The following is a 13,765-nucleotide window of genomic DNA, read 5'->3' on the forward strand; positions in this document are numbered from 1 at the left end:
CGCTAGGCCCGGAGGCTGCCGAAGTCGCCGTCGTTGAGAGAGGCATAGCGGCCGTAGGCGCCCAGCACGGCCGTCTCGATGGCGTCCACGTCCAGGTGCGGGACCAGATCGTTGACCGCACCCGCTGTCGCGGGATCCCACTCCAGCCCAAGGGCCGCGTAGCTGGCCTCGAGCACTGCCCGGATCGGCGCGGAATTCTCCACGATGATCACCGAACTGAACAGCCAGCCGCCGGCGACCACGCGCTGGGCGGTGCCGATGAGCTTGAGCTGGTGCGACGCGTCGGCGGCGTCGGTGCCGTGGACGCTGAACTCCCCCGGGCAGTACTCGCCGGGGATCTCCCCGACGCCCGCCTGGACCCCGGCGTCGCGCAATGCCTGCGCCAGCAGCTCGCCGAAAAAGGAGAACCGCCCCTTGGCCCCGGCGATCGCATCGGCGTCCGGCTCCAGGTGGTCGATCACCAGGGTGCCCTCGTGGTAGGCGGCGGCCCGCCCGCCGGCCTTCCGGACCAGCGGCTCGAACCCGAGCTCGCGGCAGGCCTGCGCCGCGGCGTCGTAGCCCGGCAGGTGCGTGTCCCGCTGTCCGAAAGCCACGGTCGGCGCGGGCCGGTAAAGGCGCAGCATGGGCCCCAGCGCGCCCGTCTTCACCCGCTGCAGCAACTCCAGGGCGAAGTCCAGGTCTTCCGCGGCGCCGAGTGAGTGCTCCTGCCGGAACACCGTCAGGGTCCGGGGTCCGGCCGCCGCCTGCTGCATGTTGTTATGCTCCCTTATGGTCATTCTGCAATTCCTGGTGGTAGCCGCCGCATTCGCCGTCATTGACGCCGTCTGGCTCAAGTCGATGAACAAGTTCTACCGCCGGCACCTGGGACACCTGATGGCTGACAAGCCCCATCTAGGGTACGCCGTCGTGTTCTACGTGCTGTACATCGCCGGAATTGTCTTCTTCGCCCTGCGTCCGGCGCTCGACGGCGGCAGCTGGCTGACCGCCCTGGGCTACGGCGCAGCGCTGGGCGGGTTCGCCTACGCCACCTACGACCTCACCAACGCCGCGACTCTCAAGCGCTGGCCGCTGGCGATCGTGGTCGCGGACATCCTGTGGGGCGCTTTCCTGACCGGCCTGGCCACCGTCGTCGGCTGGCTCGTCTTCCACTAGCCGGATCAGCGGGGCGGCCGGCCCCCCGGTCAGCTTTTCCGCAGCGTCAGGATCTGTTCGGCGCGCCCAAAGGGGCCCTGCAGGTCATGCAGCACCGTGGAGGTAAGGCCGATGCCGTCGGTGCCGAAGGACACCTCGTTGTCCAGGCCTAACCACTCGCCCTCGGGGCGGCGGTACATGTGGATCTGCAGGTCCAGGTTGGGGAAGGCGTAGCTGCCCTTGCCCGGCGGAACCCGCGCGGCGATCCCGTTGGCGGTATCCACCAGGCCGACCAGCCGGGCCAGGTCGCTGCTGTCAGCCCGGTCGGTGAGCGGGTGGTCGGTGTGCAGCCAGACGGTGCCGGAGCCGGCCCGGTGGCCCTCGGCAATGCGCATCTTCAACGAGGCAATGTACCCGCCGGGCCAGACCGTTGCGGCGTCGTAGGGCTCACAGTCTTCCGGCGCAGGGATCCGGGGGTCCTCGACCGCCGCGACGGCGGAGGTGTCGGAGGTGATCATCCGCCAAGCCGTCGCCCGGATCGCCACGCGGCCGCCGGCAACCAGTTCGGCCTGCAGCAGCTCGATGGTCCGCCCGGGGCGCAGCGTGGTGGTGGTGACCTCAAATTCGCCGCCCGGGATGAGGCCGAGGATCTCGTAGCTGATCCGGGCCATCCGCATGTCGTCCCGCGGCTCGTGCCGGGCCAGGCAGTCGGCCAGGATGCCGGACGCAGGCGCCATATGCTGCTCGTGCGCGTTCCAGGCGCCCTGGGCGTGGATTGTGGAGCGGAAACGCCCGTCCCCCAGCACCTCATAGTAGAAATTGCCCTCGGCCAGCACCGGTAGTTCAGCAGTCAACGTCGACCCTTTCGCAGCATCCATCAGAGAATCCAATCCACCCTATCGTCTCGGTCGGCCACGTATTCTCCGCGTCCTTGGTCTCCCTCGATCCACCGGACTGGGTAGACTCGGGAGCAGGCTTACCCCGACTATCGTGCGAAGAGGTGCTCCCCCTGATCCGAGTTATCAGCTACAACCTCCGCAAACACAAGGCCAGCGGCGAACTGAAGGCTTTGGCCAGCAGTTTCGATATTGACGCGCTTTGCCTCCAGGAATGCGACACCGAGGACCTGCCCGAGAGCATTGGCGACCTTCACCTCGCCGATGCTACGAAGGGCAACCGGCTGGGCCTGGCGATCTACTATCGCAAGGACCGGTTCACGGCCTACGACACCAAGACCTTTGCGCTGAAGAAATCGCTGCACGACCGGGTGCTCGCGCCGGCCCACGAGCGGCTCATCGGCACCCGCGTGGTCGATAACGAGACGGACCACGACCTCGTTATCGCGTCCTTCCACGCCGCGCCGCTGACGGCCTCGAACTCACTGCGCCGGAACCAGATCCATGCCGCCCACGCAGAACTGCTGAGCATGGGCGGAGGGCTGATGACGCTGATGGTGGGCGACTTCAACTACCCGTTCTTCACCAAGTACCTCACGGAACAGATGAAGGATGCCGGCTACGAGCTCTCGCTCAGCGACCGCCGCACCTACACGCGCTACAAGGTATTCAAGGGCCACTTCGACTTCGCCACCTCGCAGGGCCTCATGATAGAAAACGTGGAAACACTCCCGCGCGGAGCGTCCGACCACCTGCCGATCCTCATCACGGCGGAGTACGGCCAGGACGCCCCAGGGTCTTCCGCAGGCTGAGGGCCCACGCCCCTTCGCCGCCCCAGAGAACGGACAACTTCCAGTGGCTTGGCACCCAAACCGGCGGTCATTCCTGCTGACCGCGGCAGCCGCCCTCGTCCTGCCCGGCTCCGGCCCCGAGCACCTGCAAACCAGGGCCGCCGGAACCGCAGAACAGGCACTGCCCACTCCGGTCCTGCCGGAACCGCCGGCCGGCCGCCCGGCGCCGTCGGTGACGGCGCTGAGCCGTGCTGACGTGACGAAGGCGTTCACCGGGCGCACCGCGAAGTACTGGGGACTGGAAGCACCCGGTGTACTTACCCGGCTGCCCTCCGCTGCGGGCGGGGTGGCGCTGACCGCTGATTTTTGCGGCGGGCCCGACGGCAATGGGGCCGATCTGGCTCTCCTGGCCCTGCTGCGGCAGCAGCACGTCCCCGCCACCTTGTTCTTGAACTCGCGATGGATCGCCGCCAACCTTGCCCTCGCCAAGGACCTGGCCGCCGACCCGCTCTTCGAGCTCGCCAACCACGGCACCACCCACCGGCCCCTGTCCGTTGCGGGCAAAAGCGCCTACGGGATCACCGGCACCGCAAATGCCGGCGAGGTCTACGACGAGGTCATGGCCAACGACGTCCGCCTCACCGAACTCACCGGACAGCGGCCCCGCTACTTCAGGCCCGGCACCGCTCACCTGGACGAAGTCGCCGCAGAAATTGTCCGCGCCTTGGGCGTCATCCCGGTCGGATTCAGCGTCAACGGCGACGGCGGCGCCACCTTCCCCGCCGCGACGGTCACCCACGAGGTCTCCCGCGCCCACGCCGGCGACATTGTCATCATTCACGGCAACCACCCCGCCGGCGGCACCGCCGCCGGACTTGCCCGTGCCCTGGCGTCCATGAAGGACCGCGGCGAAACCTTCCTCCCGCTCCCCCGGAGCTGACTTTCTGACCTCCCCGGCACTTCGCGTCGTCCGCCCCTGAGGCGGCTGCTCGCGGTTGCCGTCGGGTGAACCCGGCCGGCCTGAGCGCGAACGTGCGGTGAATTCCCCGTGAACTGGCCCCGATATCGACTCGGGACGTAACCGTTTCGTGATCTACTTTTCGACGTGAAATGTACCCGCGAGTAACTTGCCGGGCCCCGCCAACGATTACCCATGTGGCCGCCCGACCGAGCCTCTTCCGGTGACGCGGGAAGTCAGCCCTGAGACGATCAAGGAATCCGACGTGAATTTTTCAAGACGCAACTTTTTGGGCGCGGCAGGGACCGCAGCCGCCACGGCCCTGGCCACCGGCGCCACGCTCCGGGCCGCAACAGCCGCGACGCCCGCGCTGCCGGCGCCCGCGGCCTCCGGCATCGACCACATCATCGTGGTGATGATGGAGAACCGCTCCTTCGACCACTTCCTCGGCTGGATGCCGGGGGCCGACGGGAAACAGTCCGGGCTGAGCTACATCGACCGCTACGGCATTCCGCACTCAACCCACCACCTGACGGACTTCCAGGGCTGCGGCCACCCGGACCCGGACCACTCCTACGAAGGCGGCCGGATCCAGTACAACAACGGCAAGAACAACGGCTGGCTCCGGGCCGGCGAGAACGACGAGTTCGCCGTCGGGTACTACGACGCCGCCGACCTCGACTTCTGGCGCCAGGCCGGCCCTGACTGGACGGTCTGCGACCAGTACTTCGCGGCGACCATGGCCGAAACCTACCCCAACCGGTTCTACCAGCACGCCGCCGCCACCGACCGGATCCACAACTCCTCAGCCACCAGCTCGCTAACCACGATCTGGGACCGCTTGGCCGCCGCTGGCGTCTCCGGCAAGTACTACTACGGCGACATCCCGTTCACCGCGCTGTGGGGCACCAAGTACCTGGGGATTTCGCACCACTACTCCGAGTTCCTTTCCGACGCGAGTGCAGGGACCCTGCCTGCGGTGTCCTTCGTGGACCCGCGCTTCACCGATGAGGGTTCCGGAACCTCCGGCGACGACCACCCGCACGCCGACATCCGCTCCGGCGAGACGTTTCTGGCCGAGGTCTACAACGCGGTCACCTCCGGTCCGGGCTGGGCCAACACCATGCTGGTGGTCAACTACGACGAGTGGGGCGGCTTCTACGACCACGTCGCGCCGACGACGGCTCCGGACACCAGCCAGGAGACCGCACTGCGCGGCTTCCGGGTTCCTTCCCTGGTGGTCTCGCCCCGCGCCCGGCGCCGCTATGTCGCGCACGACGTCTACGACCACACCTCGGTCCTCAAAGCCATCGAGTGGCGCTGGAACCTGCCGCCGCTCACCCCGCGGGACAAGGCCGCGCGCAATATTGCCGAGGTTCTCGACTTCGGCGCACCGGCAAACCTTGCCGCCCCCAAGTACCTGGTCCCGCCTTTTGTGGCCGGCCCGGCCTGCACCCCTGTGGGACCGCCGCCGGCCGAGGAATGGTCCGGACTGAAAGAGAAAGCACTCGCCGACGGATGGAAGCTCCCGTGAACCCCACTACCCCAACAGCACCGCCCGCGCACGAACGCCGCGGCCGCCGCACGCTGCGGCGGCTCGCCGCTGCCGCCCTGGTGGTGCTCGCCGCCGCCTCGCTTAGCTATGGCCCGCAGGCTGCCACGGCTGGAACGCCGGCCACCGCCGCCCCGGCCGCCACCACCGCCGGTGGCGGCTACCTGCCAAGGGCCAAGCACGTCTTTGTGATCAACCTTGAGAACAAGGGTTACGACGAGACCTGGGGTCCGGCATCAGCCGCGCCGTATCTCTCGCAGACGCTGCGCAGCCAGGGTGTGCTGCTGAACCAGTACTTCGGCACGGCGCATAACTCCCAGCCCAACTACGTGGCGCAGATTTCCGGCCAGGGTCCGAACCCCCAGATGCAGGCAGACTGCCAAAGCTACTCACCGTTCGTCGGCAGCGGCACCGCCAGCCCAGGCCAGGCAGTCGGGGACGGCTGCGTCTTCCCGGCCAGCGTCCCCACCGTCGCGGGGCAGCTCAAGGACGCCGGGAAGACCTGGAAAGGCTACATGGAGGACATGGGAACCCCTTGCCGGCACCCCGCGCTGGGCGCCGTTGACGACACCCAGAAGGCCAAGGTCGGCGACCAGTACGCGGCGCGGCACAACCCGTTTGTGTACTTCGCCGGCATCACCGGATCCCCGGATTGCGCCAACAACGACGTCGACCTGTCCGCCCTAAAGACGGATCTCGCCTCAACCGCCACGACGCCAAACCTGTCGATGATCACACCGAATCTCTGCCATGACGGACACGACTCCCCGTGTGTCGACGGGCAGCCCGGCGGCCTGGCCAGCGCCGATGCGTGGCTCAAAGAATGGGTTCCGGCCATCACCTCCTCCCCCGCCTTCAAGCAGGACGGGGTCCTCGTCATCACCTTCGACGAGTCCGACGGGCCGCAGAGCGACGCCAGTGCGTGCTGCGGCGAGGGACCCGGACCGAATTCGCCGCAGCCGGGCATCACCGGCCCGGGCGGAGGCCGCGTCGGTGCGCTGGTCCTCTCTCCCTTCACCAAGGGCGGCACCTGGTCCACCACCCCCTACAACCACTACAGCCTGCTCGCCAGCATCGAGGACACTTTCGGCCTGCCCTACCTCGGGTACGCCGGGACGCCGGGGCTGAACCGCTTCGGGCTCGACGTCTACAACGCCGGGGTCTAAGCCAGATCCCGCAAAAACGGCAAACGCCCGGCCGGTGCTCCTGCACCGGCCGGGCGTTTGTGTTCCAACGGAGGTCGTTCACCCGCCGGGTCAGTGGATCAAGCCGGCCACGAGGTTGATGGTGGTTGCCAGCACAATGGCGCCGAGCAGATACGAGAGCAGCGCCTGGCGCAGCACCGTCGTGCGGATGGCGTCCGTCTTGAGATCGGTATCCGAAACCTGGAACGTCATTCCGACGGTGAAAGCCAAATAGGCGAAATCGAGGTAACGCGGGAGCTTGTCCTCATTGAAGTCGACGCCGGTCTTGTCCCGGTAGTAGATGGACGCGTAGCGCAGCGTGTACAGCGTATGCACGAGCAGCCAGGACAGGGCCACACTGCCCAGAGCCATCCCGACAATGGCTGCCTTCGTCCCGCCCTCGGCATTGGATGCGTCCAGCAGGATCAAGGCGACCCCGCCGAAGCTGGCCACCGTCGCCGTCAGGACAAGAACATCGGACACTCCCCGGCTGGGATCCTCGCGCCGGGCGTGCGCCGCCGTTGCCTCGGCCTGCAGCCCTGCGATGACCGCCCAAACCCAGATCAGGTAGGTCAAGGACGCCGCCGCCCACCCCATCGCGGGCGCATAGGCCCAGGACTTCAATGCCCCGACCGCCAGCCCCGTCCCCAGGCCCACGACGGCCATGACCAGCACCCGGAGCCGCGAATGATGGGCCCGGCTATTGAAGCTTCCGCCGCGGCTCCCCGACAATCTGTCTGCACTCATGCTGCGATCATTCCATTTTGCCCCGCCACACGCCGCCTAACAGCGGGCGTGTTGGTCCGGAACAGGGTGTCTTGGGCAGGCTCAGCCCTTCGCGGCACCGGACCGGGACCCGGCTTTGGCGCCGCGGCGGAGGACGCTGCGGGCCAGCCGGAAGCGCTCCCGGACGGAAAGGTCGGGCAGGTAGGCACGGGTGAGCGCGTTGGCGATGCCGGGCAGCGCCGCAGAGTCCGGATAGACCATGTACAGCGGGGCATAGAGCGGACGGAACTTCCCCTTGAAAGCCAGGAGTGAACGGAAGCCGTAGACGGGCTCCAGCGCCGACCCCAGCCGGTCGAGCAGGCGCTCCAGGCGTCCGGTCTCGTCCGGTCCGGCATCGTGGAGCCGGATTTGGCCCTCCCCGGGGGCATGGGCCAGGGGCGCCCCGGAGAGGCTGACGAAGTCGAAACCCTCGTCCCGGAAGCTCAGCGCAGCGGAGGCGATGAGGAACTCGATCCCCGGCCGGAATCCTGAGCTTCGACCCCGCATGAAGTCCAGCGTCCATCCCGCAACGCGTCCGTCCCGGTAGACCGGCAGCCATGACGTCACGGTGTGGACGTGGCGCCGGACGTCGACGGCGAGAAGGCAGCGGACTTCGGGGTCGTTGAGCTCTTCGACGCCCCCAAGGGTGAAGCCCATCTCGGGCATCTTCCGGTCGGCCACCCATTCCTCGGAGATGGCCTGGATCTGCGCCTGGATTGCCAGCGGCGCGGCGGGATAGCGCACCCACTCGGCGCTGATGCCTGCCTTGGCGGCGTTGTTCATGGCCGTCCGGATGTCCTGGAACTGCTTGCCGCGGAAGGACAGGCCGGCCAGGGGAAGAATGGTCTCCTGGGCGACCTGCACCGAATCCCAGCCAAGCGCGGACGCGGCGTCCCGGACCTCGGCGTGCACGGAGTAGAAGCACGGACTCCATCCGTTGGACCTGCAGTACGCGGCGAATTCCTCCACCGCATCGCTGGTCCCGGACGCCGGGCCGACCGGGCCGCCAAGGGTGAGCGCGATGCCGGCGATGACGCGGTAGGCGACGAAGCTCTCGCCGCTGCCCGAAAACCAGTAAACGTTGCCCGGCCAGGTCGTCATCCACGAGATGGAGCTTCCCTGGCCGGCCCGGAGGATCGCCCGGGCCCGGTCAATATCGGCACCGTTGCGGGCGTGCGCCGGACGCAGGAACGACGTCAGGACCCACCCCCCGCTGATGACCCAGAAAACGATCCCGACCCCCTCATAAAGCAACACGGCCGGGGTGCTCTCGGGGAAGAACGCGGGCGGCAAGTCCACGGTAAAACCCAGCGGAAGGAATCTGTCCGGGACGTCCGCCACCAGGTCCGCGAGCGTCGGGGCTGGGTTGAATCCCGGAGCCAGCGCCACGCCGAGCAGGACGTAGGCAACACCGAGTACTCCCGCCAGGCCCAGGATGCGCAGTGCCAGCCGCCGGTACGTCCCGCGGGGCGCAGCAACCGGAAACATCGGCTGGCACGCCAGCAGCACCGCAAAAAGAATGACCGGCAGGAGCAGCGGGAGCACCAAGGTCAGCGGATGGGACCGGCCGCCCACCCGGCTGGCGTCGACCAGCTCCCCGGCGACCGTGTTGGGGCCCGCCGCCTGCAGGACCCCGACCATCGTAATGAGCGCCAAGACCGACAACGCGGCCTGGACCACCACGGCACCAAGCCAGGCGGCACGCCGCCCCCGGCGCAGTCCTTCAGCCAGCAGCAGCAACAGGAACGACGGCACAATCGCCATGAAGATGGCCCCGCCCCCGGCCCTCAGCTGCAGGAGCATGGCCTCGCACTCCCGGTGCTGCGCGGGGATTGCACACACGCTCTGCAGCGTCTGGGGATCCACAGGCTGGATATCGGTAAAAATCAATCGCAGCACCGCGAGGGGACCCGCCGCGTGCGGGGTCAGGCCGGCAACCACCGGTCCCACCGCCGACACCGCGACCATCAGCGCTATCAGCACCCGCCCTTCGTGCCGGGAGCTGACCGGCCGCCGGAGCCGGGGTCTGCGGCCCAGGAGCACGGGGCCGAGCAACGCGCCGGCAGAGCCGGCCCCAAGACGGACCAGATCCGTGAACCCGCCGCTGTAAAGCGCCAGCAGGATCAGCAGGCCGAACAGTGCCAGCCGGATCCGGCGCCTCCACAGCGGCCCCATGGACGCCGTAGCAGCGAGGAGGGCGCCGTAGACCATGGCGCTCGGACCCAGGAAGTAGGTTGCGTCCAGGCCCCGGGCCCAGCTCCCCATCAGGAGCCTTGTTGCCTCCCAGATGCCGGTGGCGGCCAGGACACCCGCAACCTGGGCCGCACTGGCGGCGATCGCCAGCTTCAGGCTTCCAATCTGGCGTTCCACCGGTACCCCGACAAGCAGCACGAGCGCCGTTCCCAGAATGTAGCCTGGCAGGTTCCGGGCCCAAAGGGCGGAAGCCAGCACGGCCGGCCAGTGATCGGGCCAGAAATGCGCCGTCGCGGCCACCTCTGCCTTCCACCCCGGTGCCGGGCCCTCGAAGAGGCTCGACGACGCGACGCCGGCGATCCAGAAGACAGCGACGTACCCCAGGGTGACCGGCGCGCTCCGCAGTGACGAGAAAACCGACCGCGGCCACCCGCGGCGACGCGTCCGCTTGGCCCCGTGGACGGGCGTCGACACTGGCGCTGACAAAGGGCACTCCTTTCAGGGCATCGCAGCTCCAAGCTGCTGCCCCGTCCTGTAGGTACCATTTGACCACTCCGGCCAGCAGGGCAACAGGGCGACCCCCTACGGGCGGCCCTCGGCGCCACCGGAAGGCCCAAAGGCGGCCCGGCATCCATCCAACTCCCAGCGTTTCCCGGGGTCTGGGGTGTTATAACTGCCTGAGACGGACGCGCTTGATGGAGGGGACCTCATGCAGCAGCTGCTCGGCCTGAACGTCGTCGATAAAGCGCTGCTCTACGCCTTCTACGGCCTGTCGATACTCGCCTGCCTCTACCTCGCGGTCCGGAGACCGCTTCCGCCGCGCTGGTTGCTGGTGGCGTTTGCGGGGCTGGCCGGCGGCGCCCTCGCCGGGGCCATCACGCTCTTTGTCTGCGAAGTCGTGATCAATGTGTTCGGACTGCCGCTGGAGCCCGATACCCGCGCCTGGGTCATCTCTGCCTTCGCCGGCGTCGGCCTCGCCGTGGTCAACCTGTGGCGTTCCCGCTGGTGGCGGAAGGCGGCCGCCGTGATCGCCGTGCTGGTCTTCGTCTCGACGGCGGCCCTGGGCATCAACGCCGGCTACGGGCTGAACCCCACCCTGGGTGCCATGCTCGGGCTGAACCAGGCCCAGCACCTGGCCCTGCCTGCGCTCAACCCGAAGGCCCGGCAGGACAGCGGTGTTCCGCTGTGGCAGAGCTGGACGCCCCCGGCCGGGATGCCGGCCACGGGGCGAAGCGGGGCCGTATCGATCCCGGCAACGGCCTCGGGTTTCCGCGCCCGGGACGCGTATCTGTACCTGCCGCCCGCGGCCCTGGTCGCCGACCCGCCGCCCCTGCCGATCGTCATCATGATGATGGGCCAGCCGGGAGGACCTGAGCAGAACAAATCCGCCGTCCAGGAACTCAACGCCCTCGCCCAACGCAACCACGGGCTGGCCCCGCTCTTCCTCACCATCGACCAACTGGGCAATCCCTACCAGAATCCCGTCTGCGTGGACTCCGACAAGGGCAAGGTCTACACCTACGTCACCACCGACGTCGTCAATTTCATCCGCACCAAGCTCAATGTGGCGACCGCCCGCGTCCAGTGGGCGGTCGCGGGCTACTCCAACGGCGGCGAGTGCGCCCTCTCCTTCGGGGCCAAGAGGCCGGAGCTCTTCGGGTCCCTGCTGGACATCTCGGGCGAGCTTGAGCCGATTGACGGCTCTCCCGACAACACCGTGAAGACTATTTTCGGGGGCAGCCAGGCGGCGTTCACCGCGGAAAAGCCAGCCACCATCCTCAAGGCGCACCAGTACAGCGACTCGCTCGCCATCTTCACCAGCGGCGCCCTGGATCCGGTGTACGGGCCGCAGGCCGCCGCCGCCGAGGCGTTGGCCAAGGCCGCCGGCATGACAACCCGCCGGTTCGTCGGCGAAGGCATCGGCCACCGGGGCGACTCGGTGGATTACGGGCTCAAGACCGGGCTGCCGTTGCTTTTCGAGAGGTTCGGACTGATGCCGCCGGGAAGTTCTTAAGCGTTTCTTAAGCCGGGGGGCGAAGACTTGGACAGGACGCGTAACCGCGCGCCGCTGCCCCGAACCGGAGGATTCCATGGCTGGACCCGCCCCTGTCGACCGATCCGCACAGCACCCCGTTCCCGACGGCCGCCCCGCTGCGGCGCCGCGGTTCCGGGCCCTTCCGCAGGCCCGGCACTGGCTGCTGCTGGGCATCCTGCTCTGCGCCGCCGTGATCGCGCTGGGCATGGCTGTGCAGCTGGTGCCCGGGGACACCCGGGCCGAACTGGGCGTGGACCAGGACCTCAGCCAGCACCACTCCGCCGCGCTGACCGCCGTCGCGATGGGCATCAACGTGCTGTTCGGGCCCGTGGTTGGACTCGTCCTGATCGGCATCGTCGCGCTGTTCCTCTGGCTGGTCGGCCGCGATCTGGTCAAGGCCGTCGCTTTCGGCCTGGTGGCGTGTTCGGGCTGGGTGGCCAGCGAAGTCTTCAAGCTCATCATTGCCCGCCAGCGGCCCAACCCGGCCATGCTGGTGGACCCGCTGTCCCCGGAGACGGGTTCGAACAGCTTCCCGAGCGGCCACGTCTCCTTCGCCGTCGCGCTGGCGTTCGCGCTCTACTTCCTGGCCCGGGGGACCCGCTGGTCCAAGGTGATCGCCGCCGCCGGCGCAGCTTTGGCCCTGGTCGTGGCCTGGTCGCGGCTCTACATCGGGGTGCACTACCCCAGCGACGTGGCAGCCTCGTTCCTGGCCGCCAGCGCAGCGGTGGTCCTGCTATCCGGGCTCTGGAACCGCTTCGGCCCCCGGCTCGTGGAGCGTCTGCCGTCCGCCGTGTTCCTCCGATCAAACCGAGCGTAAGGACCTGATGGTGCACAGTATCGACATTTCGGGACTGGCCCCGGCCCTGGCGGCCGCCGGAGGATCTCCTTCCCTGCTCGACCCCGCCAGCCTGCTCGCCGGGCTCGGGCCGGCCGCGCTGGGCGTCATCGCCGCGATGGTGTTCATCGAATCGGGCGTGCTCTTCCCCTTCCTGCCCGGCGACTCCCTGCTCTTCACCGCCGGACTCCTGCATCAGCAGCTGCAGCTGACGCTGCCCGTGCTGATCGGCGTCGTCACGGCGGCGGCCATCGCGGGCGACCAGGTCGGCTACCTGCTGGGGCGTACCTTTGGCCGGCGGTGGTTCAAGGATGACGCCAGGGTGCTGAAGACAGCCCACCTGGCCACAACGGAAGAGTTCTTCCGCCGCCACGGCGGCGCCGCCGTCGTGCTGGCCCGATTCGTACCCATGGTCAGGACGTTCGCGCCGCTGACCGCAGGCATCGGCCGCTACGAGTACAAGGCCTTTACCCTCTGGAACATCGTCGGGGCGCTGGCCTGGGCCACCTCCGTGACCTTGCTGGGCACCTGGCTGGGACACTATGAGATCATCGCCCAGAACATCGACGTCATCGCCGTGGTGATGGTCCTCGTCTCCGTCGTGCCGTGGCTGATCCAGTTGCTCAAGCGCCGCCGCAGCAACCGCCGCGACGCCGGTGCCCCGCCGGAGGCCGAGCACGGAACCGCCCACGACACGGGCGACGCCGGACTCCACCGGGAACCGGCCGCGAAAGAATAAGTGTCATGACACTTGCTGACCGGCCGGCCCTGCTGCTCGTCGAGGACGACCCCGTACTGGGCCCGCTGATCGCCGAACTGCTGGAGCCGGACTACCGGGTCCGCCTGGTCGCCAACGGCCAGGACGGCCTGCACCTGGGCCTGACCGAGCCGTGGGACGTGCTGGTCATTGACCGCGGCCTGCCCGTGATGGACGGAATTGCCGTGATCGCGGCTCTGCGGTCCAAGGGGATCGCCACGCCGATCCTGATACTGACGGCGCTGGGCGACCCGGACGAGAAGGTCCGGGGGCTGGACGCGGGTGCCAACGATTACGTGACCAAGCCGTTCGACGCCGGCGAACTGGCCGCTCGGCTGCGCGCCCTGACCCGGAGCTACGCCCGGGCCGCGGACACCATCAGCATCGGCGACTGGGAACTTGATCCGGCGTCGCGGTTGGTCCGCTCTGTCTACGGCGGCACGGTAACCCTCACGGCCAAGGAGACCGAGGTGCTCGCGGCGCTTGCCGCCGAACCCGGAAGGGTCTTTACGCGCGATGAACTGCTCGCAGGCTTCTTCGACCCCACGGACCAGCCCGGCGTGATCGACACCTACGTCCACCACCTGCGCCGGAAAATCACCAGGACCGTCATCCGCACCGTCCACGGCGTCGGCTACCAGCTCGGCGAGGCCAATGACTAGGGCAGC

General features: G+C 68.3%; 13 protein-coding genes. 9 read left to right on the forward strand and 4 right to left on the reverse strand.

Annotation, left to right across the window (positions count from 1 at the left end; translation table 11 throughout):
- Positions 1 to 2: 2 nt before the first annotated feature.
- On the reverse strand, positions 3 to 752 hold the full coding sequence (locus FFF93_RS09140) for a lipoyl protein ligase domain-containing protein (RefSeq protein WP_138770455.1): 750 nt from the start codon (positions 750 to 752) through the stop codon (positions 3 to 5).
- A gap of 16 nt (positions 753 to 768) precedes the next feature.
- On the opposite strand from FFF93_RS09140, the gene FFF93_RS09145 reads away from it, so the two are divergent.
- Positions 769 to 1,152 (forward strand): DUF2177 family protein, encoded by a 384-nt coding sequence (locus tag FFF93_RS09145; RefSeq protein ID WP_138769187.1) that lies wholly within the window; start codon positions 769 to 771, stop codon positions 1,150 to 1,152.
- Positions 1,153 to 1,181: 29 nt separating this feature from the next.
- On the opposite strand, the gene FFF93_RS09150 is transcribed toward FFF93_RS09145, so the two are convergent.
- On the reverse strand, positions 1,182 to 1,985 hold the full coding sequence (locus tag FFF93_RS09150) for a thioesterase family protein (protein ID WP_138769186.1): 804 nt from the start codon (positions 1,983 to 1,985) through the stop codon (positions 1,182 to 1,184).
- Between the two features lie 158 nt (positions 1,986 to 2,143).
- Here FFF93_RS09150 and FFF93_RS09155 point away from each other — a divergent pair, with 158 nt between their 5' ends.
- The 4 genes from FFF93_RS09155 to FFF93_RS09170 all read left to right on the forward strand — a co-directional run bounded on the left by FFF93_RS09155 (position 2,144) and on the right by FFF93_RS09170 (position 6,494).
- The gene (locus FFF93_RS09155; protein WP_138770454.1) at positions 2,144 to 2,839 is read left to right on the forward strand and encodes an endonuclease/exonuclease/phosphatase family protein; all 696 of its coding nucleotides are present in this window, start codon (positions 2,144 to 2,146) and stop codon (positions 2,837 to 2,839) included.
- Between the two features lie 43 nt (positions 2,840 to 2,882).
- Complete coding sequence (locus FFF93_RS09160; RefSeq protein WP_138769185.1) at positions 2,883 to 3,758, forward strand: polysaccharide deacetylase family protein; 876 nt, start codon at positions 2,883 to 2,885, stop codon at positions 3,756 to 3,758.
- Positions 3,759 to 4,041: 283 nt separating this feature from the next.
- Positions 4,042 to 5,310 (forward strand): alkaline phosphatase family protein, encoded by a 1,269-nt coding sequence (locus tag FFF93_RS09165; protein WP_138769184.1) that lies wholly within the window; start codon positions 4,042 to 4,044, stop codon positions 5,308 to 5,310.
- Positions 5,307 to 6,494: an alkaline phosphatase family protein gene (locus FFF93_RS09170; protein WP_261375038.1), complete on the forward strand. Its 1,188-nt coding sequence runs from the start codon at positions 5,307 to 5,309 to the stop codon at positions 6,492 to 6,494. The genes FFF93_RS09165 and FFF93_RS09170 overlap by 4 nt, the downstream gene beginning before the upstream one ends.
- Before the next feature lie 90 nt (positions 6,495 to 6,584).
- Here the strand turns inward: FFF93_RS09170 and FFF93_RS09175 are convergent, their stop codons facing one another.
- Positions 6,585 to 7,259, reverse strand: a complete 675-nt coding sequence (locus FFF93_RS09175) for a DUF1345 domain-containing protein (protein ID WP_138769183.1) — start codon at positions 7,257 to 7,259, stop codon at positions 6,585 to 6,587.
- Positions 7,260 to 7,340: 81 nt separating this feature from the next.
- Positions 7,341 to 9,956, reverse strand: a complete 2,616-nt coding sequence (locus FFF93_RS09180) for a bifunctional lysylphosphatidylglycerol flippase/synthetase MprF (RefSeq protein ID WP_261375039.1) — start codon at positions 9,954 to 9,956, stop codon at positions 7,341 to 7,343.
- 223 nt (positions 9,957 to 10,179) lie between these two features.
- Between FFF93_RS09180 and FFF93_RS09185 the strand changes: the two genes are divergently transcribed.
- From FFF93_RS09185 to FFF93_RS09200, 4 genes are all read left to right on the forward strand, one after another.
- Positions 10,180 to 11,484 (forward strand): esterase family protein, encoded by a 1,305-nt coding sequence (locus FFF93_RS09185; RefSeq protein ID WP_138769182.1) that lies wholly within the window; start codon positions 10,180 to 10,182, stop codon positions 11,482 to 11,484.
- Between the two features lie 76 nt (positions 11,485 to 11,560).
- Positions 11,561 to 12,322: a phosphatase PAP2 family protein gene (locus tag FFF93_RS09190; protein ID WP_138769181.1), complete on the forward strand. Its 762-nt coding sequence runs from the start codon at positions 11,561 to 11,563 to the stop codon at positions 12,320 to 12,322.
- A gap of 7 nt (positions 12,323 to 12,329) precedes the next feature.
- On the forward strand, positions 12,330 to 13,079 hold the full coding sequence (locus FFF93_RS09195; protein ID WP_138769180.1) for a DedA family protein: 750 nt from the start codon (positions 12,330 to 12,332) through the stop codon (positions 13,077 to 13,079).
- Between the two features lie 5 nt (positions 13,080 to 13,084).
- Complete coding sequence (locus FFF93_RS09200) at positions 13,085 to 13,759, forward strand: response regulator transcription factor (RefSeq protein ID WP_138769179.1); 675 nt, start codon at positions 13,085 to 13,087, stop codon at positions 13,757 to 13,759.
- Positions 13,760 to 13,765: the final 6 nt, after the last annotated feature.

It is taken from the genome of Arthrobacter sp. KBS0702, from assembly GCF_005937985.2.
Classification (GTDB): Bacteria; Actinomycetota; Actinomycetes; order Actinomycetales; family Micrococcaceae; genus Arthrobacter.

Excerpts from the sequence above, each read along its gene's own strand:
- FFF93_RS09140 (WP_138770455.1), bottom strand. The coding sequence starts at position 752 with ATGCAGCAGGCGGCGGCCGGACCCCGGACCCTGACGGTGTTCCGGCAG.
- FFF93_RS09175 (WP_138769183.1), bottom strand. The coding sequence starts at position 7,259 with ATGAGTGCAGACAGATTGTCGGGGAGCCGCGGCGGAAGCTTCAATAGC.
- FFF93_RS09145 (WP_138769187.1), top strand. The coding sequence starts at position 769 with ATGGTCATTCTGCAATTCCTGGTGGTAGCCGCCGCATTCGCCGTCATT.
- FFF93_RS09190 (WP_138769181.1), top strand. The coding sequence starts at position 11,561 with ATGGCTGGACCCGCCCCTGTCGACCGATCCGCACAGCACCCCGTTCCC.
- FFF93_RS09200 (WP_138769179.1), top strand. The coding sequence starts at position 13,085 with ATGACACTTGCTGACCGGCCGGCCCTGCTGCTCGTCGAGGACGACCCC.
- FFF93_RS09185 (WP_138769182.1), top strand. The coding sequence starts at position 10,180 with ATGCAGCAGCTGCTCGGCCTGAACGTCGTCGATAAAGCGCTGCTCTAC.
- FFF93_RS09195 (WP_138769180.1), top strand. The coding sequence starts at position 12,330 with ATGGTGCACAGTATCGACATTTCGGGACTGGCCCCGGCCCTGGCGGCC.